16 protein-coding genes and 1 pseudogene are annotated in these 23,726 nt (G+C 66.9%); 8 read left to right on the top strand and 9 right to left on the bottom strand.

The genetic code is table 11. The annotated features are described in order from the left end of the window. The first annotated feature begins 23 nt into the window (after nt 1-23). Nucleotides 24-1,181 (top strand): D-alanyl-D-alanine-carboxypeptidase/endopeptidase AmpH, encoded by a 1,158-nt coding sequence (ampH, locus tag ASE61_RS01365; RefSeq protein ID WP_061963911.1) that lies wholly within the window; start codon nt 24-26, stop codon nt 1,179-1,181. 52 nt (nt 1,182-1,233) lie between these two features. Here the strand turns inward: ampH and ASE61_RS01360 are convergent, their stop codons facing one another. After that, nucleotides 1,234-2,337, bottom strand: a complete 1,104-nt coding sequence (locus ASE61_RS01360) for a YeiH family protein (protein ID WP_082617011.1) — start codon at nt 2,335-2,337, stop codon at nt 1,234-1,236. Nucleotides 2,338-2,691: 354 nt separating this feature from the next. Here ASE61_RS01360 and ASE61_RS01355 point away from each other — a divergent pair, with 354 nt between their 5' ends. From ASE61_RS01355 to ASE61_RS01325, 7 genes are all read left to right on the top strand, one after another. Continuing rightward, nucleotides 2,692-5,514 carry a xanthine dehydrogenase family protein molybdopterin-binding subunit gene (locus ASE61_RS01355; RefSeq protein WP_061963909.1) on the top strand — a complete coding sequence of 941 codons (2,823 nt, stop codon included), beginning with the start codon at nt 2,692-2,694 and terminating at the stop codon, nt 5,512-5,514. Then, entirely contained in the window at nt 5,511-6,056 is a 546-nt protein-coding gene (locus ASE61_RS01350; RefSeq protein WP_061963907.1) for a (2Fe-2S)-binding protein, read from the top strand. Before ASE61_RS01355 ends, ASE61_RS01350 begins: the two co-directional genes overlap by 4 nt. Nucleotides 6,057-6,061: 5 nt before the next feature. Then, complete coding sequence (locus ASE61_RS01345) at nt 6,062-7,339, top strand: cytochrome c (protein ID WP_156406948.1); 1,278 nt, start codon at nt 6,062-6,064, stop codon at nt 7,337-7,339. Nucleotides 7,340-7,509: 170 nt separating this feature from the next. Continuing rightward, nucleotides 7,510-8,694, top strand: coding sequence for a MalY/PatB family protein (locus ASE61_RS01340; protein WP_061963903.1), 1,185 nt, complete (start codon nt 7,510-7,512; stop codon nt 8,692-8,694). 103 nt (nt 8,695-8,797) lie between these two features. Then, complete coding sequence (locus ASE61_RS01335; protein ID WP_061963901.1) at nt 8,798-9,811, top strand: amino acid ABC transporter substrate-binding protein; 1,014 nt, start codon at nt 8,798-8,800, stop codon at nt 9,809-9,811. Between the two features lie 182 nt (nt 9,812-9,993). Continuing rightward, entirely contained in the window at nt 9,994-12,342 is a 2,349-nt protein-coding gene (locus ASE61_RS01330; RefSeq protein WP_061963899.1) for a molybdopterin guanine dinucleotide-containing S/N-oxide reductase, read from the top strand. A 93-nt stretch (nt 12,343-12,435) separates the two neighbouring features. After that, the gene (locus tag ASE61_RS01325) at nt 12,436-13,713 is read left to right on the top strand and encodes an NAD(P)/FAD-dependent oxidoreductase (protein WP_061963897.1); all 1,278 of its coding nucleotides are present in this window, start codon (nt 12,436-12,438) and stop codon (nt 13,711-13,713) included. A 22-nt stretch (nt 13,714-13,735) separates the two neighbouring features. Here the strand turns inward: ASE61_RS01325 and ASE61_RS01320 are convergent, their stop codons facing one another. The 8 genes and pseudogenes from ASE61_RS01320 to ASE61_RS01285 all read right to left on the bottom strand — a co-directional run bounded on the left by ASE61_RS01320 (nt 13,736) and on the right by ASE61_RS01285 (nt 23,561). Next, nucleotides 13,736-15,478 (bottom strand): ABC transporter ATP-binding protein/permease, encoded by a 1,743-nt coding sequence (locus ASE61_RS01320; RefSeq protein ID WP_082617009.1) that lies wholly within the window; start codon nt 15,476-15,478, stop codon nt 13,736-13,738. Continuing rightward, nucleotides 15,475-16,365: a ChaN family lipoprotein gene (locus ASE61_RS01315; RefSeq protein ID WP_061963893.1), complete on the bottom strand. Its 891-nt coding sequence runs from the start codon at nt 16,363-16,365 to the stop codon at nt 15,475-15,477. The genes ASE61_RS01320 and ASE61_RS01315 overlap by 4 nt, the downstream gene beginning before the upstream one ends. Then, nucleotides 16,352-17,101: a ChuX/HutX family heme-like substrate-binding protein gene (locus tag ASE61_RS01310; protein WP_061963892.1), complete on the bottom strand. Its 750-nt coding sequence runs from the start codon at nt 17,099-17,101 to the stop codon at nt 16,352-16,354. Before ASE61_RS01310 ends, ASE61_RS01315 begins: the two co-directional genes overlap by 14 nt. A gap of 91 nt (nt 17,102-17,192) precedes the next feature. Then, nucleotides 17,193-19,412 carry a TonB-dependent hemoglobin/transferrin/lactoferrin family receptor gene (locus tag ASE61_RS01305; protein WP_162260048.1) on the bottom strand — a complete coding sequence of 740 codons (2,220 nt, stop codon included), beginning with the start codon at nt 19,410-19,412 and terminating at the stop codon, nt 17,193-17,195. A 299-nt stretch (nt 19,413-19,711) separates the two neighbouring features. Then, complete coding sequence (locus tag ASE61_RS01300; protein WP_061963888.1) at nt 19,712-20,248, bottom strand: chromate transporter; 537 nt, start codon at nt 20,246-20,248, stop codon at nt 19,712-19,714. Nucleotides 20,249-20,320: 72 nt separating this feature from the next. Then, nucleotides 20,321-20,869 carry a chromate transporter gene (locus ASE61_RS01295; protein ID WP_142115283.1) on the bottom strand — a complete coding sequence of 183 codons (549 nt, stop codon included), beginning with the start codon at nt 20,867-20,869 and terminating at the stop codon, nt 20,321-20,323. A gap of 360 nt (nt 20,870-21,229) precedes the next feature. After that, nucleotides 21,230-22,027, bottom strand: a pseudogene (locus tag ASE61_RS01290) (endonuclease/exonuclease/phosphatase family protein); the annotation flags it as partial. A gap of 88 nt (nt 22,028-22,115) precedes the next feature. Beyond that, the gene (locus ASE61_RS01285; RefSeq protein ID WP_061963884.1) at nt 22,116-23,561 is read right to left on the bottom strand and encodes a phospholipase D-like domain-containing protein; all 1,446 of its coding nucleotides are present in this window, start codon (nt 23,559-23,561) and stop codon (nt 22,116-22,118) included. Nucleotides 23,562-23,726 lie beyond the last annotated feature (165 nt).

The raw sequence follows: 23,726 nt of genomic DNA, 5'->3' as shown, positions 1-23,726 counted from the left end.
CATCGGAATGACACGGAGCGATCATGACATTCATCGGCAAGGCAGGCGCCGCATTGGCGGCGCTCCAAATCCTGACGGCAACGGCCGGTGCGCAAACCAAGGACCTCGCGCTGCGCGATGCCGTCTCGATGGCGGCCACGGCGATGTTCCTGAACTCCAGCGCGCCCGGCCTGATCGTCGCCGTCGTCCATGGTGACGAGACCGAGATCGCCGGCGTCGGCGAGACCGCGCCGGGTAGCAAGGTCGAGCCGGACGGGCGCTCGATCCTGCGCCTCGGCTCGATCTCGAAAGTGCTCACCGGCGATCTCCTGGCGGATATGGCGGCACAAGGCGGCGTCGGCCTGAGCGACCCGTTCACACGTCATGTGCCCGCGGGGGCGGTCGTCAAGTCTTTCGGCGGCGAACCCTTCACCTTGCTGGATCTCGCGACGCATTCGGCGGGACTGCCGCGCGAGTTGCGTGATCCGGCCGTCACGGGCGAAGGCAACCCGTTTGCCGCCTACAGGGCCGATTACTACTGGAGCTGGATGCGGCAGAACGCGCCGGCTTACGCACCGGGCACAACCGCGATCTACTCAAATGTCGGCTTCGGGCTGCTCGGCGAGGCTCTCGCCCAGGCCGGCGGCAAATCCTTCCCCGACCTGCTGCGCGACAGGATCACCGCGCCGCTCGGCATGGCCGATACGGTCGCCCGGCTTTCGGAAGCGCAGAAGCCGCGCCTGATGACGGGGCTCGACCCGTTCGGCAATCCCGACCCGAACTGGGAGGCGACGCCGATCATGGCGGCCAGCGGCGGGCTCTATTCGACGGCCGACGACATGGTGCGCTGGATGCGCTGGCACCTTTCAGGCGAGGCTCAGGCGACGATGGCGCTGGCCCATGCGCTCTGGCGCCCGCATGACGGCTTGCGCCGCGCTGTCGGAGTCGAGGTCACGGATTCGGAAGGCATGGGGCTGGGCTGGGTCGTCAGCCGCGCGCGCGACGGCGTGCCGCTGCTGCTCGGGAAGAGCGGCGGGCTCGGCGGGTTCATGACCTATGTCGTGCTCGCACCCAATCGCAAGCTCGGGATCTTCGTGGCGGCAAGCCGCGTCAATTTCGCGATGTTCGAGGGTATCCGGCAATCGGTCCGAAATCTCGCAGCGGAGCTGGCTCCGGCGGATTCCCGGGCGCCGGTTCGCTGAAGGTATCTCTGCGGCCCGCATCGTTCCCGCATTCGCGCCAGCCGCTGTCGGCTCAGCTGATCCCGAGCAGGCGGATCAGGCCGAGGCTGATGATCGCCAGGATGATCAGCGAAAGGGTGACTGCGGTGGTGACGCGTCCGCCGGCCCTGGCAACGACACGGACATCGACTCCCAGGCCCAGAGCCGCCATCGAAACGATGGTCAGGACGGTTGCGATGTGGGAGATCGGGCCGAGCGCGGCCTCCGGGATGAAGCCATGCGTGCGCAGGGCTGCCATCGCCAGGAAGGCGATGATGAACCACGGGACCAGCTTGTTGAAGGCGATGCGCTGCCGCGTGGCGCTGTTCCCGACCGCGCCTGCCGGAGCTGTCCCCGTCGCGTCGTCCTGCAGCCTGTGCCGCAGCAGCGACAGCACCAGGACGACAGGCCCGAGCATGAGGACACGGACGAGCTTGACGAGCGTCCCGATCTGGACGCTGGCGGTGGCGACAGGCGCGGTCGCGGCCAGCACCTGCGGGACGGCATAAACCGTCAGTCCGGCGAGGACGCCGTACTGGGTTTCGGACAGCGAGAGCAGCGGGACGAGCAGGGGCAGGCCGAGCACGACCAGGACGCCCAGCACCGCGGTGAAAGCAATGGAGGCGGCAACGTCCTTGCCGTCAGCGCCGATGACCGGTGCGACCGCGGCGATGGCGGAGTTGCCGCAGATCGAATTGCCGCAGGCGACGAGGACCGCCATACGCTTCGGCAGGCCGAGCGTCCGCCCGATCAGGAAGCTGAAGGCGAGGGTTAGCGCCACCACCACTGCGATGCCGGCGATCAAGGCCGGCCCGGCGGCGACGATCATCGCAGCGTTCAAGGACGCGCCGAGCAGGACGATGGCAATCTCCAGGACGGTTTTCGCCGAGAATGCGATCCCGGCGCGCCAGGTGTCCGAGGGCGTCCAGACGGACCGGACAGCGGCGCCGATCAGGATTGCCAGCACGAGGGCTTCGAGCCAGGCCCGGCCCGTGGCCGCAGCCTCGACATGCTCCAGCGCGAAGGCGATCGCGCTGATGCCGACGCAAAGGCCCAGGCCGGGCAGGATTCGTCCCACTCCCCGCGATATCGAACCGGGAGACAGGGGCAAAGGATTGGAAGAACGCATGGTAGCCATAAGGAAATTGTCCTCTCCGCTGACCTAGCCGGAGAAGAATTCAGCTGTCCATTGCATTATTCCGACCGTTTCGTTTCATCGGATCGAACGATGGCGCTCGGCGATGTCAGCCGCTTCTTTGGAAGAGCCTGTCGGCCATGGGCGCGCGGCCGCATGGCGGCGTTCGAGGCCCTCTTTCGAGGGTTCCCTGCGTTCAGGCCCGCGAGATCTCGGCCGTCATCCGCCCTCCCACGTCATACGACCCCCCGGCTCCGGTACTTGAAATCAGAACAATTCAAGTATCTCGTAGGCCAGCTCGTCGATGCCGTCGCATTGGCGGGTGGAATCGGCTCGCCAGCGGGCGGAGGATCGGACGTGAAGACAGGCCTGTCCCGCAGAAGCTTTCTCAAGGCCGGTGCAGCCGGCGTTGCCATCAAGGTTTCGCTGCTGCCGTCGCCCACGCAAGCGGAGCTGATCGAGACCCCGCCGCGTCCCGGCGCCGATTGGCTCGCTGCCGGTGGCAAGCCGAAATACCGCCTCGACGCGATTGCCAAGGTGACCGGCGGCAAGACCTTCTCGCGCGATTATCGCGCCCGCGACCTCGCAGGCTGGCCGAAAGAGCAGGCGCACGCCTTCACGCTCAAGGCGACGCGGGTCGATCGCGTCTTCGATGGCATCGATCTCGGCCTGCTCGGCGAGGAGCTCAAGCCCGACCGGCTCGTCCTGCATGAGGATCTCGTTGCCGATGGCGTCGCGATTCCCGTGCCCGGCTTCTATGGCGACGTCTTCTTCGTGCCGAAGGGCCAGACCGCCCGGCTGCTCGGCCAGCCCGTCGCGATGCTGATCTATCACGACTTCGCCCGCTACGATGCCGCCAAGCGCAAGCTGCGTTTCAGCGACAAGGTCGTGCGCTACGGCGCGGATGGGCCCTCGACCACTCCGGGGCCGTACGGGGCGGCGCGCTATGTCCGGATCGACGGTGGGACCCCCGACGCCGAGGACCGTTACTCGTCGCTCAAGGAGACGACGATCCGCGCCGGCTTCAAGGGCGAGGAGCCGCAATGGCCGGCCCCCGGCGACGGCGATGCGATGGCCCGCGGCATGGCGGCGGCAGCCGAGATAGAGCGCGAGATCGCCGCTGCCGGCGATGACGCGCTGGTGCTGCGGCGTTCCTTCACCAGCCAGTCCGCCGATGCCTCGGCCATGGAAGCCGATAACGGCAATGTCTGGTACGACCGCGCCAGCGGCCTGCTGCATGCGCTGATCGCCACCCAGTCGCCCTACGAGGTGGCGGAGATGGCGGCTCACATGGTCTCGAAGTCGACATTCCCGCTGAAAAGCATCGACCTCAAGATCGGCTACACCGTCGGCTACGGCACCAAGGACCACGCGATCTTCCCGTATTACTGCGTGCTCGCCGGGCTTTATGGCGACGGCCGCCCGGTCAGGCTCGCCAACGACCGCTACGAACAGTTCCAGACCGCGCTGAAGCGCCATGCCTTCCAGATGGAGAAGGTCATGGTCATCGACCGCAAGAGCGGCCGGTTCCGGGCGATGACCGGGCGCTACCGCACCGATGGTGGCGGGCGCGAGAACTTCTCGGTCTCGGTCGGAACGGTCGGCGCGACGGCGGCGCAGTCGATCTATTACCTGCCGAAGAGCGATTTCTCGGCGACGATCGTCTCGTCGCGCGCGGTCGATGCCGGTTCGATGCGCGGCTACGGCACGCTCCAGACGATGGCGGCGACCGAGATGATGGTCGATGAAGCCGCCGAGGCGCTCGGCCTCGATCCGATGGAGTTCCGGCGCCGCAACGCGCTGAAGGCGGGGATGAAGAACTCGCAGGGCGCGATCCCCTCCGGGGCCATGCGCCATGGCGAGATCCTCGACCGCGCGCAGCAGCACCCGCTCTGGGCGAACAGGCAGACGCGCAAGGCAGCCTTCGAAGCCGCCAATCCCGGCAAGAAATACGGCGTCGGCTACGGCCATGTGCACAAGGATTACGGCACCGGCGCGGAGTCGGCGCTCTGCGCGCTCGAATTCGATGCAGCCGGGCGACTGAAGCTCTCGCATGTCGCGCATGAGATCGGCACGGGCGCCACGACCTCGCAGGCGGTAATGGCTGCCGGCCTGCTCGGGCGGCAACCCGACGAGACCGAGTTCGGCAAGGTGCGCTGGCCGCAGATGCCGCTGGAGACCACCGACGAGCCCTACACGCTCTCCCAGGAGGAAGAGGACAAGCGCAAGGCCAATCCGCGCTGGACGCCGAGCTTCACCTCGCCGATGAGCGCCTCCAACAGCGTCTATTATCTCGGCCATGCGACGCGCGAGGCCGCGCGGGTGCTGGTCGATCTCGCGATCTGGCCGGCGGCGCGCTCGCTCTGGTCGCGCGGCATCGGCGGCGGCCAGATGGCGCCGGAGGCGGTGCGCCGCGAGGATCTGCGCATCGTCGATGGCAGGGTCACGGCCGCCGCGATGCAGCCGCTCGCCTTCGCCGAGATCGCGGCGGAAGCGCACCGGCTAGGCCTCGTCACCGGCGTCACCGTGCACAGCTTCAACCGCTGGCAATGGGCCGAAGCGGAATTCGACCTGCCCGATACCGGAAAGCGCCGCTTCGCCATCGACGCGCTCGCCGTGAAATATGGCGAGGGCGCCCCGGCCGCGCGCAGGGAGCTGATGACGCAGGACGGCTGGCATTTCGTCGAACGTGCCGCGGTCTTCTACCCGCCGGCGCAGCGCAACAATGCCGGCGTCACCTATTACGCGCCGATGGCGACGCTGGCCGAGATCGTCGTCGATACCGGCAGCGGCGAGATCAGCCTGCTCTCGCATCACTCGATCCTGGAATGCGGCAACCAGATCGTGCCGGAGCTGGTCTCGGGCCAGATCCAGGGCGGCATCACCATGGGCATCGGCCACGCGCTGAAGGAGTATCTGCCGCTTCATGAGGACGGACCGGGCGACGGTACCTGGAACTGGAACCGCTATGAATTGCCGGTCTCGAAGGACGTCGCCGTCTGGTCGCAGACCGCGGAGGTGCTGCCGCCGCTTTCGGACACCGATCCGCCCAAGGGCATGGCCGAGGTGGTGATGATCGCGGTCGTTCCGGCGATCGCGAACGCCGTCGCCCATGCCATCGGCAAGCGCTTCTACAGCCTGCCGATCACATCCGAGAAGATCCGGGAGGCGCTGGCATGACCATCGCGATGAAGCCGCTCTCCCTCACCATCAACGACAAGCCCGTCGGCCCCATCGACGTGCCCGAGACGATGATGATGCAGGATTTCCTCTTCGAGTATCTCGACCTGACCGGCTCGCGCATGGGCTGCGGCCAGGGCATCTGCCATGCCTGCACGGTGGTGCTGGAGAAGCCCGACGGCTCGCTCGAGGAGATGCGCACCTGCATCACCGGCGCGCACTGGTTCGCCGGGCGCAAGGTCAGGACCGTGGAAGGGCAAGCCAAACGCGACGCCAGCGGGACCATCACCGCGCTCTCGCCGGTCCAGCAGGCCTTCATCGAGCATTTCTCGTTCCAGTGCGGCTATTGCACGCCGGGCTTCGTCACCGGCGCGACGGTGCTGCTCGACCAGTTGAAGCGCAATCCGGTCAAGCGCGAGGCGCTGGAGCAGGTGATCAGCGAGGCGCTCGACCGCCATATCTGCCGCTGCACCGGCTATGTCCGCTATTTCGAGGCCGTGCGCGACCTCGCCCTCAAGACTCCCGGCTTGGTGAAGGCGTAGTGCGCATGGCGAGGAAGCTGCTTCTGGCGGTTCTGACGATCGCCGTCCTCGGGGTGCTTGCGGCGGGTCCCGTCTTCCTCGGCCTGTTCGAACGCAGTGTCGTGGCCAAGGATATCGAGCAGCCGCTCTCGGCCGAGCAGATGAAGACGCTGGCCAAGCGCGGCGCCTATGTCGCCGTCGCCGCCGATTGCTATGCCTGCCACGTCACCAAGGGCGGCGCGCCCTGGGCCGGCGGGCTGCCCTTCGAGACGCCGTTCGGAACGATCTATTCGACCAATATCTCGCCCGACAAGGAGCACGGCATCGGCGCCTGGACGCGGGCCGAGTTCCACCGCGCCGTGCGCGACGGCGTCGGCAAGCAGGGCCATCTCTACCCTGCCATGCCTTATGCTTCCTATCGCAAGCTGACGGCCGAGGACGTCGACGCGGTCTATGCCTTCCTGATGAGCCGCGAGCCGATGAAGGTGGCGAACAAGGCCAATCATCTGCCCTTTCCCTTCAACATCCGGCAGGGTCTGGCCTTCTGGAACCTGGTCAACCTCTCCTCCGACACCAAGACGCAGGTCGCCGGCCGCTCGGCTCAATGGAATCGCGGCCGCTATCTGACCGACGCGCTCGCCCATTGCGGCGAATGCCATACGCCGCGCAACCTCACGATGGGGATGAAGGACAGCGCCTATCTTCAGGGTGCGGAACTCGAAGGCGTCGTCGCGCCCGACATCACCAAGGCCGGGCTGACGCGGATGGGCTTCGATCCGCTGGTGTTCGCGAGCTTCATGAAATCGGGCATCTCGGCGCAGGGCGCGATGACCAACCAGATGTTCGAGGTCGTCCATTTCTCGACCCAGTATTTCACCGCCGACGACCTCGCTGCGATGTCGGCCTATCTCTTCGATCTCGACAAGCTGCCGGAGCGCACGACCCCGCCGGCGCCGCCAACTCCCGTCACGGTCTCGGCTGAGACCGCGGCCTCGGCGCGCGCCAGCTATCTCGCCGTCTGCGCCAGTTGCCATGGCGGCGAGGGGCAGGGCATCCCGCATGTCGTGGTGCCGCTCGCGACCAATGCCTCGCTGCGACTGGCGGATGCGCGCAACCTCAACAAGGTCATTCTCTCCGGTATCCCGGCCCAGCGCTTCCCGGGGCTTGAGCGCATGCAGCCCATGCCCGGCTTTGCCGCGCATCTCACCGACCAGCAGGTCGCCGATCTCTCCAACTGGCTGCGCGCAAGCTGGGGTGGCCAGCAGCCGACTGTCACGGCGGAGGAGGTCCGCAAGCAGCGCTGACGGGGAAGGGCGGTCGGCAGCATCGCTTCGGTATCTGCCCACCAAGGTATCTGTCTACCGAGGGCGGCGAATGCATTCCCCGTTCTCCCGGGTTGCGCCCGGCAGCGGCTGTGTTCTCCCGCGGGACCTGCTAGGGGAAGGATATTCTCCGTGTTAGCCGGCAGGGTCTCATGCAGTTTTCTCCCAATTTCGACGAGCGGATCGATCGCCGCGGCACCCATTCGGCCAAATGGGACAAGATGGAAACCGTCTATGGCGTGCCGGCCGATGGCGGCATCGCGATGTGGGTGGCGGATATGGACTTCCGCCCGCCGGCCTGCGTCCAGACCGCGCTCGATGGCATGAACGCCCATGGCATCTACGGCTATTTTGGCGATGACCGGGCCTATCTCGCGGCGATCCGCTGGTGGATGTCGAACCGGCACGGCTGGGATGTCGAGCCGGCCTCGATCTTCACCACGCATGGCCTCGTCAACGGCACGGCGCTCTGCGTCGAGGCCTATACCAGGCCCGGCGACGGCGTCGTGCTGATGACGCCGGTCTATCATGCCTTCGCGCGCATCGTGACTTCGTCCGGGCGGCGCGTCGTCGAATGCCCGCTGGCGCTGGAGGAAGGGCGCTACGTCCTCGACATCCCCGCCTGGGATGCCGCGATGACCGGCACCGAGCGCATGCTCATCCTGTGCTCGCCGCATAATCCGGGCGGCCGGGTCTGGACGCGGGACGAATTGCGGGCGATCGCCGATTTCTGCAAGCGCCACGACCTCGTCCTCGTGTCGGACGAGATCCACCACGATCTGGTCATGCCCGGCCAGAAGCACATGGTGATGCCGGTCGCGGCGCCCGAGATCATGGACCGCCTGGTCATGATGACGGCGACGACCAAGACCTTCAACATCGCCGGCGCCCATATCGGCAACGTCATCATCCCCGACGAGCGGCTGCGCGACCTGTTCCGCGGGCGCATGGAAGCGCTCGGCATCTCCCCGAATTCCTTCGGCATGGCGATGGCGACCGCGGCCTACAGCCCGGAAGGCGCGGCCTGGGTCGATGCCCTCAATCTCTATCTCGACGGCAACCGCCGTATCTTCGACACCGGGATCAACGCGATTCCGGGCGTGCGCTCGATGCCGCTGGAATCGACCTATCTCGCCTGGGCGGATTTCTCGGGAACGGGGATGGATACGGCCGAGTTCACGGCGCGCGTCGAGAAGCAGGCGAAGATCGCCATCAATCACGGCCCGACCTTCGGCAAGGGCGGCGAGAGCTTCCTGCGCTTCAACCTGGCGACGCCGCGCGATGTGGTCACGGAGGCGGTCGAGCGCCTGAAGCTCGCCTTCGCCGACCTGCAATAAGACGGAACGGCAAGCTTCCGGAAGGAAAGGCCCGTGCTGCCGATTGACGGAAGCCGGGCCGCGTGGAACATCGTCGGCACTACCGTAATATGGGGATGGAACAATGAAGTTGACCTTGGCGCTTGCCGCTGCTGCCGTTTGCGCCGTTTCGGTGTCGGCCGAAGCGCAGACCCTGAAGACCATTCAGTCGCGTGGCGTCCTGAACTGCGGGACCGGTGCGAATCTCGCCGGCTTCGCGGTGCCGGACGCGAATGGCGTCCTGACCGGCATCAACGCCGATTATTGCCGGGCGCTGGCCGCGGCCGTCTTCGGCGACAAGTCCAAGGTGAAGTTCATCCAGCTCCCCTCGAAGGACCGGATCACCGCGCTCCAGTCGGGTGAGACCGATCTCATCGCCGCCACCACGACCTGGACCATGAGCCGCGACACCACGCTCGGCCAGAACTTCCGCGCGACCTATTACTATGACGGCCAGGGCTTCATGGTGAAGAAGTCGCTGAACATCAAATCGGCGAAGGAGCTCAGCGGCGCCTCGATCTGCATCCAGCAGGGCACCACGACCGAGCTCAACACCGCGGATTATTTCCGCAAGAACAACATGAAGTTCGAGCCGGTGACCTTCGCCACCAACAACGAGGCGACCGAGGCCTATGAGAGCGGCCGCTGCGACGCCTTCACCACGGACGCGTCCGGCCTCTATGCCGAGCGCATGCGCTTCAAGGCCCCGGCCGATCACATCGTGCTGCCGGAGACGATCTCGAAGGAGCCGCTGGGCTACGTCACCCGCCACGGCGACGACCAGTGGTTCGACATCGTCACCTGGGTCCATTTCGCCCAGGTCACGGCCGAGGAGCTCGGCGTGACCCAGGCGAATGTCGACGAGATGCGCGAGAAGTCCGACAACCCGGAGATCAAGCGCCTGCTCGGCAAGGAAGGCACCTTCGGCGAGGCGCTCGGCCTCAAGAACGACTGGGCCTATAACGCCATCAAGGCGACCGGCAATTACGGCGAGATGTTCGAGCGCAATCTCGGCCAGGGCTCGCTCCTCAAGATCGCGCGCGGCCAGAATGCGCTCTGGACCAATGGCGGCCTGCAATACGCGGCGCCGATCCGCTGATCACGACGCGATCCTTTTGACGGAACAGGGAAAGGCCCGGCTGCGACGAGCGGCCGGGCCTTTCTGCATTGGGCCAAGCGTGCGGCGCCTGTCTGCAATCCGCGAAAACCCCTTGCGATCGTTCGCGGACCAGCGGAATGAGGGAAGGGCTGTTTCAGTCCGAAAAGGTGAGGGTAAAGGCGATGACGGCTCCGATCGTTCCGGCAGGCGAAGCTGTGGCCGAAAGCGAGGCGTTCCGCCCGCATACCTCGCATTGGGGCGTGTTCTCGGCCCGCATGAAGGAAGGGCAGCTCGAAGTCCGTCCGCATGAGGGTGATCCCGATCCCAACGAGATCATCCAGAATTTCCCGGCGGCGCTGCGCCACCGCGCCCGCATCGCGCAGCCGATGGTCCGCCGCGGCTGGCTGGAGAACGGGCCGGGTCCCGACGATCGCCGCGGACGCGACGAATACGTGCCGATGTCCTGGTCTGCCGTGCTCGACAAGCTCGCGGCCGAACTGCGCCGCGTGCGCGACGATTTCGGGCCCGGCGCGATCTTCGGCGGCTCCTATGGCTGGGCCAGCGCCGGCCGCTTCCATCATGCCCAGAGCCAGATCCACCGCTTCCTGAACACCTCGACCGGTGGCTATGTGAAGTCGGTCAACAGCTATTCCTCGGGCGCCTCCTCCGTCCTCGTGCCGCATATCATCGGCGACTACGAGGACCTGGTGAAGCGCAACGTCTCCTGGGAGCAGATCGCCGATCACAGCGAGATCGTGCTCGCCTTCGGCGGCATGGCGCTGAAGAACAGCATGGTCGCCGGCGGCGGCACCAGCCGCCATGTCGAGCGCGGCGCGATGGAGCGGGCGCAGGAGCGCGGTTGCGAATTCGTGCTGGTCAGCCCGCTGCGCAGCGACCTGCCGGCCGGAGCCAGGGCCGACTGGGTGGCGAACAAGCCCGGCAGCGACACGGCGTTGATGCTGGCGCTGGTCCATACGCTCGTCGTCAACGGCCTGCACGACCGCGCCTTCCTCGACCGCTATACCGCCGGCTGGCCGGTCTTCGAGCGTTATCTGCTCGGCGAGACCGACGGGCAGCCGAAGGACGCCAACTGGGCCGCCCCGATCGCCGGCCTGCCGGCCGAGGAGATCGTCGCGCTGGCGAAGCGTCTCCACGGCAAGCGCGCGCTCATCGTCGTGGCCCATGCCCTGCAGCGCGCTGCCCATGGCGAGCAGCCGGTCTGGATGGGCATGGTGCTCGCTGCGGCGCTCGGCCAGATCGGCCTGCCCGGCGGCGGCTATGGCTACGGCCTCGGTGCCATCGCCTATTACGGCCGGCGCTACAATGCCGTGCCGATGCCGACCTTCTCGCAAGGCAGGAACCCGATCAGCGACTACATCCCGGTTGCGCGCATCGCGGACATGCTGCTCAACCCGGGCACGACCTATCGCTATAACGGCCAGACCCGGACCTATCCCGAGATCAAGCTGGTCTATTGGGCCGGCGGCAACCCGTTCCACCATCATCAGGATCTCAACCGCCTGCGCGAGGCCTTCGCCCGCATCGACACGCTGGTCGTGCACGAGCTCGCCTGGACCGCGACGGCGCGCCACGCCGATATCGTGCTGCCCTGCACGATGACGCTGGAGCGCGAGGATATCGGTGGCAATCCCAACGATCCGCTGCTGGTGCCGATGCATCCGGTCGTCGCGCCCTATGGCGAGGCGCGCGACGACTACGCGATCTTCGCCGATCTCGCCGAGCGCCTCGGCACGGGCGAGGCCTTCACCGAGGGCCGCACTGCCCGGCAATGGCTGGAGCATCTCTACGAACCGACCCGCAACGCGTTGGCGGCGAAGGGCCTGCCGGCGCCGAGCTTTGCCGAGTTCTGGGCGGGCGAGGGCTTCGACCTGCCGCAGCAGCCGGATGATGGCGGCAATCTGCGCGCCTTCCGGGCCGACCCGGACGCTTCGCCGCTACGGACCCCGAGCGGCAAGCTGGAGATCTACTCCGAGACCATCGCCGGCTTCGGCGAGGCGGATTGCCCCGGCCATCCGACCTGGCTTGGCGCGACCAACGTCCCCGATGACGCCAACCCCTATGTGCTCGTCGCCAACCAGCCGCGGACCCGCCTGCACAGCCAGTTCGATTTCGGCGGCCATAGCAATGACGCCAAGCATCGCGGCCGCGAGATCGCGCATATGCATCCGGACGATGCAGGCCTGCGCGGCATCGCCGATGGCGACATCATCCGGCTCTCGAACGAGCGCGGCGCCTGTCTGGCCGCGGTCCATGTTACCGACGGCATCCGCAAGGGCGTGATCCAGTTGCCCACTGGCGCCTGGTACGACCCCGCCGACGCGAACGAGGACAAGCCGCTCTGTGTCCACGGCAATCCGAACGTGCTGACCCGCGATATCGGCACCTCGGCGCTGGCGCAGGGCTGCACCGGGCAGCTCACCACGGTGCAGGTCGCGCGCTTCGACGGCAATCTGCCGCCGATCCAGGCCTTCGATCCGCCGGGGTCGCGCACGGCGGAAGCCGCTGAGTAAACACCGAAATCCGCGATCCGCCGCTGGAAAAACCGATGGCGGATCGCGCGCGCCGACGACGAAACAACCCGCCGCCTGCCTCCGCGAGACCGCATGTCCTCCTATATCGACACCTATTACCGCCGCACCCTCGCGACGCAGGAGAGCTATCCGCCGGCCGAAGGCACGCTGAAGACGGATATCTGCATCGTCGGCGGCGGCCTGGCCGGCCTCACCGCCGCGCTCGATCTCGCCCGCGCCGGCCGTTCCGTGCTGTTGCTGGAGGCTGAGCGCGTCGCCTGGGGCGCGTCCGGACGCAATGGCGGCTTCGTCAGCCCGGGCTATGCGACCTCGCTTGCCGCGATCGAGCGCCAGACTGGGCGCGAGCAGGCCGACGAACTCTATCGCCTGACGATGGAAGGCGTCGAGATCGTTCGGGGCAATATCGAAAGCCTCGCGATCACCGAGGCCGCGCCATCGCCCGGGATCATGAAGGTCGTGCGCTATGAAGGCGGCGCCGGGCTTCAGGCCGTGCGCGACACGCAGGAGAAGCGCTTCGGCCGCAAGCTACGCTATCTCGGCCGCGACGAGACCCGCGCGCTGCTCAACTCGCCAAAATACCACGCCTCGCTCACGGCCGACGATTCCTTCCATTTCCACCCGCTGAACTACGCTCGCGCGCTCGCCCGCGAGATCGTCCGGCTTGGCGGCAAGATCCATGAAGGCTCGCCGGTGATCTCCTGCGAACTCGACGGCGCGGTGAAGCAGCTCAAGACGGCCAAGGCGACGATCGAGGCCGATCAGGTGCTGTTCACCACCGGCGGCTATACCGGCGACGTGCTGCCGGCGCTGCGCCGCGCCTATATCCCGATCGCGACCTATGTGCTGCTGACCGAGGCCGCGCCGGACCTGATCCGCCAGGCGATCCGCATCGGCACCGGCGTCGGCGACGATCGGCGCGCCGGCGATTATTACCGCACGGTCGAGGACGGCTCGCGCATCCTCTGGGGCGGGCGCATCACCACGCGCACGACCGAGCCCAGCGACGTCGCCGCGATCCTGCGCCACGAGATGATCACGACCTATCCGCAGCTCGCCGCGCTGAAGGTCGAGGCAGCATGGTCCGGCCTGATGTCCTATGCGCGCCATCTCATGCCGCAGATCGGTCAGTACCGGCCGGGCGTCTGGTACTGCACCGCCTTCGGTGGCCACGGCATGAACACGACCGCGATCGGCGGTACCGTCATCGCCGAGGCGATCCGGGGCGCCAGCGACCGCTACAAGCTGTTCGCGCCCTTCGGTCTGGTCTGGAACGGCGGTCCTTTCGGCACCGCCGCCGTCCAGTTGACCTATTGGGGCTATCAGGCCGCCGACCTGATCCGCGGGCGGTAGCCGCGGCGAGCCCCGACGCCGCTCAGCCTACCGGTTCGACCTGCACGACGGCCGTGGCGAGACTGGTATCCGCTCGCGACGGCGGCTGCACGAGTTCGATCATCCGGAGCGAACCGAGGCCCTGTGGCGCGCGATGCGCGATCAGGATCAGGGTGCTCGCGGGCAGGGCCCGGCGCAGTGCGGCGAGCACCTGCGCCTCGCTCTCGGCATCCAGCGCGCTGGTCGCCTCATCGAGCACGAGCCAGTCGGGCTCCTGAAGCAAGGCGCGCGCCAGGGCGAAGCGCTGGCGCTCGCCCCCGGAGAGGCCGCGCCGCATGTCCATCCAGCCTTCCGCGTCGAGCGGCCAGAGCGCCTCCAGCCCGACGGCGGCGAGCGCCTCGCGCAGCCTCTCGTCGTCGACGGCCTCCGGCGGTTGCGGATAGGCGAGGGTGGTGCGGAGATCGCCGAGCGGCAGATAGGGCTGCTGCGGCAGGACGAGGATGCGCCCCTGCGGCCGTTCGATCCGGCCCTCGCCATGTACCCAGAGCCCGGCGATGGCCTTCGCCAGCGTGCTCTTGCCATGGCCGGAAGGCGCCGCGAGCCAATAGCTGCCGCCGGCCTCCAGCGTGAGATTCGGGATCGGCGCGAGACGGCGCCCCGCGGGCGTCGCGAGCATGAGATCGCGCAGCCGCAGCCTCGCCTCGCCCGTCTTGTGCAGGGCAGGGCCCGCCACCGGCGCGGCCGCGTCTTCGGCAGCCCTCATGAAATGCGACAGGCGGCTCGCTGCCGCCGCGAGCTCGGTGAGGTCGTGATAGGAGAACACGAACCAGGACAGCGTCGTCACCACGTTCTGGAAGGCCGAGCCGATCTGCATCAGCCCGCCGAAGGTGACGCGCCCGGCTAGATAGGCCGGCAGCGCGAGGAAGAGCGGGATGCGCAGCACCGTCTGGAAATAGGGCCGCGTGAAGAAGCCGAGGATCAGCTCGCGATTGGCCAGCCTCTGCCAGTTCCCGGCGATCGCGCCGAAGCGCTCGCGGAACAGCCTTCGCTCGGCCGGCTCGCCATCGGCCAGCGCCACCGCTTCGACATGCTCGCGCAGCCTGACCAGCGAGAAGCGGAAATCGGCCTCGCGCCGCTGCTGCTCGATGTTGAGCGCCTTCAGCGGGCGCCCGAGCCCATGCGTGATGAAGGTGGCGATCGCCACGTAGAGCGGCGCGGCCCAGACCATGTAGCGCGGGATTTCAATCGCGTAGCCGAACAGGCTGAACGACAGCGCGAACGTTGAAAGCGACCAGAGGATCGAGACATAGGTCACCAGCGCGACGCTATTCGTGGCGAGCTCCATGCCTTCGATCGCGAGCTTCTCGACGAAGATGCGGCAGTCCTCGGCGATGCGCTGGTCGGGATTGTCGAGCCCGTGGTCGGTGCGCTCGCGCAGATGCCAATAGGCCTTGCCGGCGAGCCAGCGATCCAGCGCGGCCTCGGTCAGCGCGCGCCGCCAGCGGATCTGCACCATCTTGCGCAGATAGGCGCTGGAGAGATGCAGGCCCACGCTGATCGCGATGAGGCCGAAGAAGATCGCGATCTGCCTCAGCGCGCCGTCGACATCGAGCTTCTGCAGCGCGTTGTAGAAATCAGCGGTCCAGGAGATCAGCCGGACCATGACCTGTACCTGGGCGAGGCCGAGCCCGAAGATCAGCAGGAAATAGAACGCGCCGACCTTGCCGCCCGGCCCGGCGATGCAAAGCCGGGTCAGCCCGACGATCTGCGAGAACACGGCCCTCATGACGCGGCCCGCGTCGTCCGCCGCGATTGCGGAGGCTCGGGCGTATCGAGTCGGAAGAGCGCGTCGGCGATGCCGGCCACGGCGCTGGGGTCATGGGTTGCGGCTGTCTCCGGCAGCAGTACCGCGACATCCTCGATGCCGAGATCGCGCAACTGGAACGGTGTGCCATGGCCGTATTCGAGATGGCCACGCCCGATGATCCCCACGACCAGCGGATCGTCCTCCGCTGCCGCGAGATGGTCGGCGATCCGGCAGGCGAAGGAGCGATCCCAGCACTGCTGCGCCCGCACGAAGCGGTCGAAACGCTCCGGCGCCATCGCTTCCGGTCGGGCCGATCCGGCGAAGCGGCCGGTGATCGCCGCGAGATAGGCACGATAGCCCTCGGTCGCAGGGGCGGCCGGCGTGACGCCGTCCCGCTCGTCGACCGCGATCGCTTCCCAGCCGACCTGTCCGACCCGCGTGACCAGAGGCCGATGGCAGTTCAGCGCCAGCATCTTCAACCGCTGCTGCCGGCAGAAATGGAACAGCGGCAGGTAAAGCTCGGGATCGAAGCCCCAGACCTCAGCCCATTCGCTGCGCTCGATGAAGGTCGCGGTGTTCATCTCGCCCGCGACCCAGGCGTCGAGCACCGGCTGGATGCGCAGCGGGAACATCTCAAAGCCAACAGCCATCTGTGGCCGCAGCAGGTGCAGGCAGGTCGCGACATGGAGCTGCCAGCGGTGGATTTCGGCGACGTCATGCGTCTCGCCGAGCAGGACGACGCGCTTGCGCGCCATCGCCTGCATCAGTTCGCCCTGCGCCAGCAGCCGGCCCGTCTCCGGGCAGAGCCAGCTAGCGCGCGGATGGGCGAAGCTTGCGACGGCCGGGCTGGCGTCAGCCGCGAGCATCGACACCCGGCACCTCTGCGAAAGCCGCCGCCGGACCGCGCAGGACGAGGCCGAAGCTCTTGCCCTCGGCGTCGCGGGCCTGAAGGGAAACGACGCCCCCGCTTTCCGTTCGCGCCCAGCCCGACACCGCGCCGGCCTTGAGATGCAGATGCAAATCGCCCTGCATGATGTTGACGAAGCCCATCGCGGGCTTGGGTTCGGGCAGGGCGCCTTGCCAGTGCTGGAACAGGCCGGCGCGCTCGATATCGATGGCGATCGCTTTGCCGCTGGCCAGGATCGCGGCGAAGCTGCGGGCGCCGAGATCGTCCTCCGGCACCTCGGCGGAGCCGCCGCTGCCGGGCGCCTCGCGCTGGACCGGCTCTAGCGCCTCGCCGGCGCCGAGCGGCTCCAGCGCCTTGTCGAAGGGCTCCAGCCCGTTGAGCCCGATCAGGCTGAACAGCGTCTCGCCGGCCGCATCCTGGCATTCCAGGCGCGGCAGCACGCGCTCGCGCATCTTGCTGGTCCGGTCGGCGACGATGCTGACGACGGTTGCAAGGTCGATGCGGCTGTCATGGCAGGCGCCGGACAGGCGGGCTTCGTTCCCGGCGATGGTCACGGTCTCGACTGCGCCCATCCGCTCATGGGTGGCACCGCCGGAGCGGGTGCTCAGCATGACGCGGCCCATGGCGGGCAGGCTCTGCAGGATTTCGGCTGGCGATTGCACGAGCTTTTCGCGCGGGTTGGTCTCGTTGCTCATGATGGTCTCCAAAAGGGTTGCGACGCCCCGGGGTCTCGGCCGGGGCGCCGCTGATCCGCCGGGCTTTTGGCGTCCGGCGTCTCGAACAGGATCAGAATTCGACGGAAGCGGAGAGCTTGAAGGTGCGCCCCGGTGCGGTCTGCAGTTCCAGTGGGTTGGCGGCGGCAACGCAACTGGCCGGGCTGGTGCAGACAGCCGCCGTCTTCGCATAGGTCGTCCCGCCGACCAGGTTGGCGAAGTAGCGCTTGTCAAAGATGTTATCGACGCCGCCGCGCACGGTGATGGACGAGGTCGGCTTCCAGCTCAGATAGGCGTCGAACACCGAATAGCCGCCCTGCTTGAAGAGGGTGGGCGAGCTTGCCCGGGTCGCGCCGCCTGCGAAGGTGCCGATCACCTCGGCCTCGAGCCCGTATTCGGGCATCATGTATTTCAACCCGGTGACGGCCTTGAACGGATTGACGTCGAAGGGCGTGACGGGCAGGCCCGCCTCGACGCGCTGCTTGCCGTATTGGTAGCTGAGCGTGGCGCTCGCCAGCCAGCGCTCGTGGAAGCGCCATTCCGCGGAGGCCTCGATACCGGAGATCTGCACCTGCGACAGGTTCCGGGAGGTGTAATCGTTGGTGCCGGGGATGTTGTACAGGGACTGAATGAAGTCCTTGTAGCGCGCGTGGAAGACGCCGACCGAGAACCAGCCATCCGCGAACTTGCCACGGAAACCGGCTTCGTAGGAGCGGACGCTTTCCGGCCGCAGGTCAGGGTTCGGGATCAGGTTGAAGCCCGTCGACGGCAGCGAGGTATAGAGCTGCTCGGCCGTCGGCATCTTGAAGCCTTCGGCATAGCGGCCATAGATCGAATAGGTGTCGTCGAGCTTGAAGATCGTGCCGATCTGCGGGACCAGTCGGTGCGAGGTGAGTTCGCGCGGCTCCTTGCCCACCGCGATCTGGTAGCCCGGCCCCGGCTTGGGATCGATGTTATAGTTCGCGTAGCGCAGGCCGGGCGTGATCGTCCAGCGGCCGGACAGCAGCTCGATTTCGTCCTGGAGATAGAAATCGTAGCGGTTCGTCGTCGAGTTCGCAAAGTTGAAGCCGCCGGCGATCGTCGTCGTCGTCACGCCCGTGGCGAGATTCCTGACGTCGTCCTGGCGCTTGTAGTTGGTCTTGGTGATGTCGCCCTGGAAGCCGTAGGTCAGGCGATGGAAGCTCGGGCCGAGCCCGAAGCTCGACTTCGCCTGGATGTCGAGCTGCGAGAACTGCTCGGAATAGTCGTGCAGGCCGCGTGTCAGGCGCTGCTGGCCGTTGGCGAGTGTCTGCAGGTTGTTGGTGACGAAGGTCCGCTCCTGCGGCGAGAACGAGGCCTGCCAGCGCACGGAATCGAGGAAGCTCAAGCCCGCCTGCCATTCGTGCTCGAGCGCGACCCGCTTGCGGCTCTTGACCTGGTTGCGGATGTTCGGCCCGTTGCGGATGCCGGAACTCACGACGTTGTAGTTGTAGAGCTGGTTCACCGTCGAATCGCTGTCGTAGTATTCGCCGGTCAGCTTGAAGGTGTGGTCTGTTGTCGGCTTGAAGACGAGCTTGGCGAAGCTGTTCCAGACAGTGACGTCGAGCGGATTGAGCCTGTCGCAGCCGAGGAAGCGCATCGTCGGCACCGGGCAGCCCCAGCGGCCGCCATCGGCCCGCGCCTTGGTCAACCGTGCCTCCTGGGCGCTCTTCTGGCTGACGCCGACGATGCCCTCCAGCATCGGTGAGAAGCGGAAGGCCGCGATCCCGGTCTTCACGAAGGAGCGGTCGAGGCTGTCATAGCTGGTGCTCAGCCTGGCGGCGTAGGGCTTGTCCTTGCCCTTCAGCAAGTCTTCCGGGTCGAGCGTGCGGTAGGCGACGATGCCGCCGAGCGCGTCCGCGCCCCACAGCACCGAGCCCGGCCCGCGCACGATCTCGACATTCTTGAGGAAGGGCAGGTCGACGAAGTCGCGGTTGCCGTCGGTGACGCGCTCGATCACGCGCGAGCCATCGACCTGCATCTGCACCCGGTTGCCGCCGACGCCGCGGATGGTGAAGCCGCCGTAATTTCCGAACGGGTCGGTGCTGCTGGTGATGCGGTTGACGCTGACGCCCGGCTGGTAGCGCACCAGGTCCTGCGTGTCGCGGGTGATCCGCTCGTCGAGTTCCTGCCGCGTGATCACGCTGACGGTGCCGGGAACATCGAGAACCTGCTTCTCGCCGCGCGACGCCGTGACCGTGATCTGGTCGAGCGGGATCATCTGCTCACTGCTGGGCGCATTGACCTGCGGCGCCTGCGTTTGCGCCTGTGCCACCGAAAGAGCTGTTGTCGACAGCAAAGCTGCCAGGAAAGCCAATCTAGAATTATTATTCATTACGTAACCCCAGTCCCATGTCCGGGGCGTGTAATAGTCTTCTCAAAGGATTCGCAAGTTGATTCTTTGCGAGATAGCAATATAATAATTGCTATAATTCAAAGAAAAAGCCTTCAATATAATATAGTTATTACAATTACCTGTTGTGTAAAGCCCTATCTGAACAAATAGAGAGGGGCTTTGTTCAATGCTCCGTGGCTAGTGAAGCTGGAGCCTTGGCCCGGCTCCGCGGGCGGCGGTCAGATCAGCGCCAGCAGGTGCAGCCCGACGAAACAGCCGGCGCCGCCAGCGATCAGCAAGAGCGGATTGACCGGCGTCAGCATCAGCAGGGCTGTCGAGACCAGCGCGATGCCGCGGCCGAGCCAGCCGCTGTCGAGGGACTGGATCAGCACATAGCTCGCCGCCAGGATCATGCCCGCAGCGACAGGTCGCAAGCCCTTCTCGAGGGCGCGCAGCAGGCGGGCGCCCTCGTAGCGCGACCAGATATGGGCGACCCCGTAGATCAGGAAGGCGGTCGGCCCGAAGATGCCGGCGGTGGCGGCGAGCGCGCCCCAGAACCCGGCGATCTGCCAGCCGATCAGCGTCGCCAGCAGCGAGCCCGGCCCCGGCGCCAGCCGCGCGATCGCGAAGGCGTCGACGAATTGGGCGGCGCTCATCCACTGATGCACCTCGACGATCTGGCGATGCATATCGGCGATGGCGCTCTGGCCGCCGCCGATGGTCACCAGCGAGAGCGGCAGGAAGACGAGCAGGATGCTGAAGGGCAGGGATTGCATCGGCCTAAAGTATTTTCGAGCGAAGTGGGCACCGGTTCGCGTGAAGAAAATGCGACTGAAACAAAAAAGAGCTCAACCGTCCCGGTAGGTCACGGCGACGCTGAGCGAGCCGAAGCCGAGCACCGTCCAGAGCAATGGCCATTTCAGGATCGCGACCGCGACGAAGGTCGCGGCCATGATCGCGAGCGGGAAGACCCGGCGCGGCACTCGTCGCGCGGCGGTCAGCCCCATTGCCAGCGACAGGCCGATCGCACCCGAAGCCGCGCCGCTCAGCGCGACATGGCTGAGTTCATAGCTGCTGAGCGAGGCGAAGGCGCTGCCGATCAGGACGATGACGAAGGCGGCGGGCACGACGATGCCGAGCCAGGAGGCGATGGCGCCGTTGCGTCCGCCGAGCTTGTAGCCGATCCAGATCGCCATGTTGGTGACATTGACGCCGGGCAGGGCCTGCGCGACCGAGAGCCCGTTGAGGAAATCCTCTTCGCTCATCAGGCGCCGGCGCTGCACGAATTCCCGGAGCATCCAGCCGCTCAGGCCGCCGCCGAAACTGGTCAGCCCGATCCGCGTGAAGATCAGGAAGAGCTGCGGCGCGCTTGGGCGCTCGGCCAAGTTATCCGGCATCTGATTCTGCGCCATGAGACGGCTGATGAATCCAGAAAGCAGGCTTCACCGGGATTGGCCAGCGCTGAAGCGCATTGCCGGCATGAAGCCGTGCTCTGCAACGCTTCGCGCAGGCGGTGGTCGTTAGCGGGAAGGGGCGTCCGACCGTCGCAAGGTGCGCTTGACGGCGCGCTTCAATTGGGCGCCGGCCTTGCGCACGAGTTCGCGATTGCTGCCCGCGCGTCCCTTGCCGCCTGGCGAGGATGCGGGAAGGGGCAGCGGCGCCTCCTTGGCATGCAAGGCTGCCCTGCCGGGGCCCGCCGGCTCGGCCGGCGCGATCATGAAATCGGGGGCGCTGACCGGCAGCGCCGCCATGGCCGGATCGACGAAGGCCTTGATCGGCAGATGGTCGGAGGCGATGCGCGCGAGCGGCGTATCATGGACCGCGACCTGCGACAGGATTTCCGGGCGGTTGGCGATGATCCGGTCGAGCGCCAGCAAGGGCAGCCCGGCCGGGAAGCTCGGGACCGGCACGGGCATCGCGCCGAAGGCGGCATCGAGCGCGCTCAGTGCCGAGCGGCCGCCGAGGCGCCATTCGTTGAGGTCGCCGAGCAGGAGCGTGGGGCGCTCGTCCCGGCTGCGCATCAGGTCGATGATCATGCGGGCCTGCTGCGAGCGCGAGCGCCTGAGCAGGCCAAGATGGGCCGCGACGATCCGAAGTGCCGCACCGCTCTCCATGTCGATATCGACGACCAGCGCGCCGCGCGGCTCCAGCCCCGGCAGCGAGACCTGATGGACGTCGCGCACCAGCCCCTGCCGGAACAGCACGACATTGCCGTGCCAGCCATGCGCCGCGGCATTGGTGCTTTCCACGGGAACAGGGACGAGGCCGGTCTCGTCTTTCAGCCGGGCGAGGTCGAGCAGGCCGTGGCGGGCGCCGAAGCGCTTGTCGGCCTCCTGCAGGGCGATGACATCCGGCGCGATCTCGCGGATCACCTGCCCGATCCGGCCGGGATCGAAGCGGCCATCGACGCCGACGCATTTATGGACGTTGTAGGAGGCGACCAGCGTGCCCCCGGAACGACCGTTCTCTCCGGCCGAAACGGTGCCGGGGCGGTTGTTGCGCTGGCGCAGCGAGGCGATGATGCTGGCGGGCAGGCTCTGGTTCTTCTTCTGCATCGCTCCGCCGGCTCGTGCTCCGGACCCGCCTTGGTAGGGCGGGTAACGGTTTAGGCGCCTCTGGCATCAGGGATATGACTGCTTCGGCTCAGAGATAGGGCGAGCCGAGCCAGATCAGCCTGTCGATCAGACGCATGACATAGGGCCGGGCGCGCAGGCCGGCAAGCGTGACCGGGGTCGCGGTCGACATCACCGTCTCGATCCGGCGCTCGATCGCGCGGGCGAAACCATGGTCGAGAACCTCGAGGTCGATCTCGAAGTTCAGGCGCAGCGAACGCGGGTCGAGATTGGAGGAGCCGACATAGGCCCAGCTCCCGTCGACGGCGAGGAGCTTGGAATGGTCGAAGGCACCGGTGGAGCGCCAGATCCGGCAATAATTCTTCAGGATCTGGTCGAATTGCGCGGTCATCGCGCGGTCGACCAGCACGAGGTTGTTGACCGAGGGCACGACGATATCGATGTCGACGCCGCGTCGCGCCGCGGTGACGAGCGCACTGATCAGTTCCTGGTCGGGCAGGAAATAGGGCGACATGATCTTGACCGACTGGCGCGCCACCGACAGCGCGCCCATCAACAGCTTGTGATTGGTTTCCAGATAGGAATCCGGCCCCGTGGGCACCGCGCGCGCCAGCACCGGCATGCCGCTTCGCGCCAGCGCCGGAATCTCCCAGGCCGGGCCGGCCAGTGCTTCGCCGGTGGCGAAGCACCAGTCCTCGGCCGCGACGGCGAAGAGATCGGCCACCACAGGCCCTTCGATGCGGAAATGCGTGTCATGGGCGAAGGCGTCGCCGGCGAATTCGCGGGTGAAACCCTCGCGAATGTTCATCCCGCCCATGAAGCCGATGATTCCGTCGACGACGATGATCTTCCGGTGCGTCCTGAGATTGGCATAGGGCAGCCGCAGGCCCATGATGATGTTGCCGTTGAAGACGTCGACCGCGACTCCGCCCTCGCGCAGGTGCCCGGCGATGCTCGGCACCGAATAGCGCGCTCCGACCGCGTCGATCAGCACCCGGACCGCGATGCCGCGTTTCTGCGCCTCGATCAGCGCATCGGCGATGCGCAGGCCGATCGGGTCCCGGTCGAAGATGTAGCTTTCCAGGATGATGCTGCGCTCAGCCGCCGCGATGGCGGCGAGCATCGCGCCATAGGCCTCGTCGCCGGTCTCCAGCGTGTCGATGCGGTTGCCGGTGGTCAGGGGGTGGCGGGCGACGCGGTCGCCGAGCGTCTTGAGCGCGAGGAAGCGCCGGCCGAAATGCGTCGCGACCGCCTCGTCCTCGACATGGAAATCGGCCGCCGCCATGCCATGGCCGGGGCGCTGGGCCAGGATCGAGGCACGGCGGATGCGGTTGACCCCGGCGATGGCGTAGAGCAGCGGCCCGATGATCGGCGAGAGGATGATGACGCCGACCCAGCCGATCGCGGCGCGCACCTCGTCCTTGGTCATCACCGCATGCGCGCCGGCGACCGCCGACAGCGCGATCGTGATGACCGCGAGGATATGCGGCCAATAGGTCGAGAGAATCCCCCACATGCCGCTGAGGCTAGAGCATTTTCGAGCGAAGTGGGCGTCGGTTCGCGTGAAGAAATTGCGATAAATGAAAACCGAGAGCCTCGGCGGAGCGGATATTCCGGGCGCTGCTCTTCCGAACGCGCCTCTGCATAAGTCAGCGCCCTGGCCTCGAGAGCTGTTTGCGCA

This window comes from Allobosea sp. Root670, assembly GCF_001429415.1.
Classification (GTDB): domain Bacteria; phylum Pseudomonadota; class Alphaproteobacteria; order Rhizobiales; family Beijerinckiaceae; genus Allobosea; species Allobosea robiniae.
Note: the sequence above shows the minus strand (reverse complement) of the source record. Positions and strands in the feature narration are given on the sequence as shown.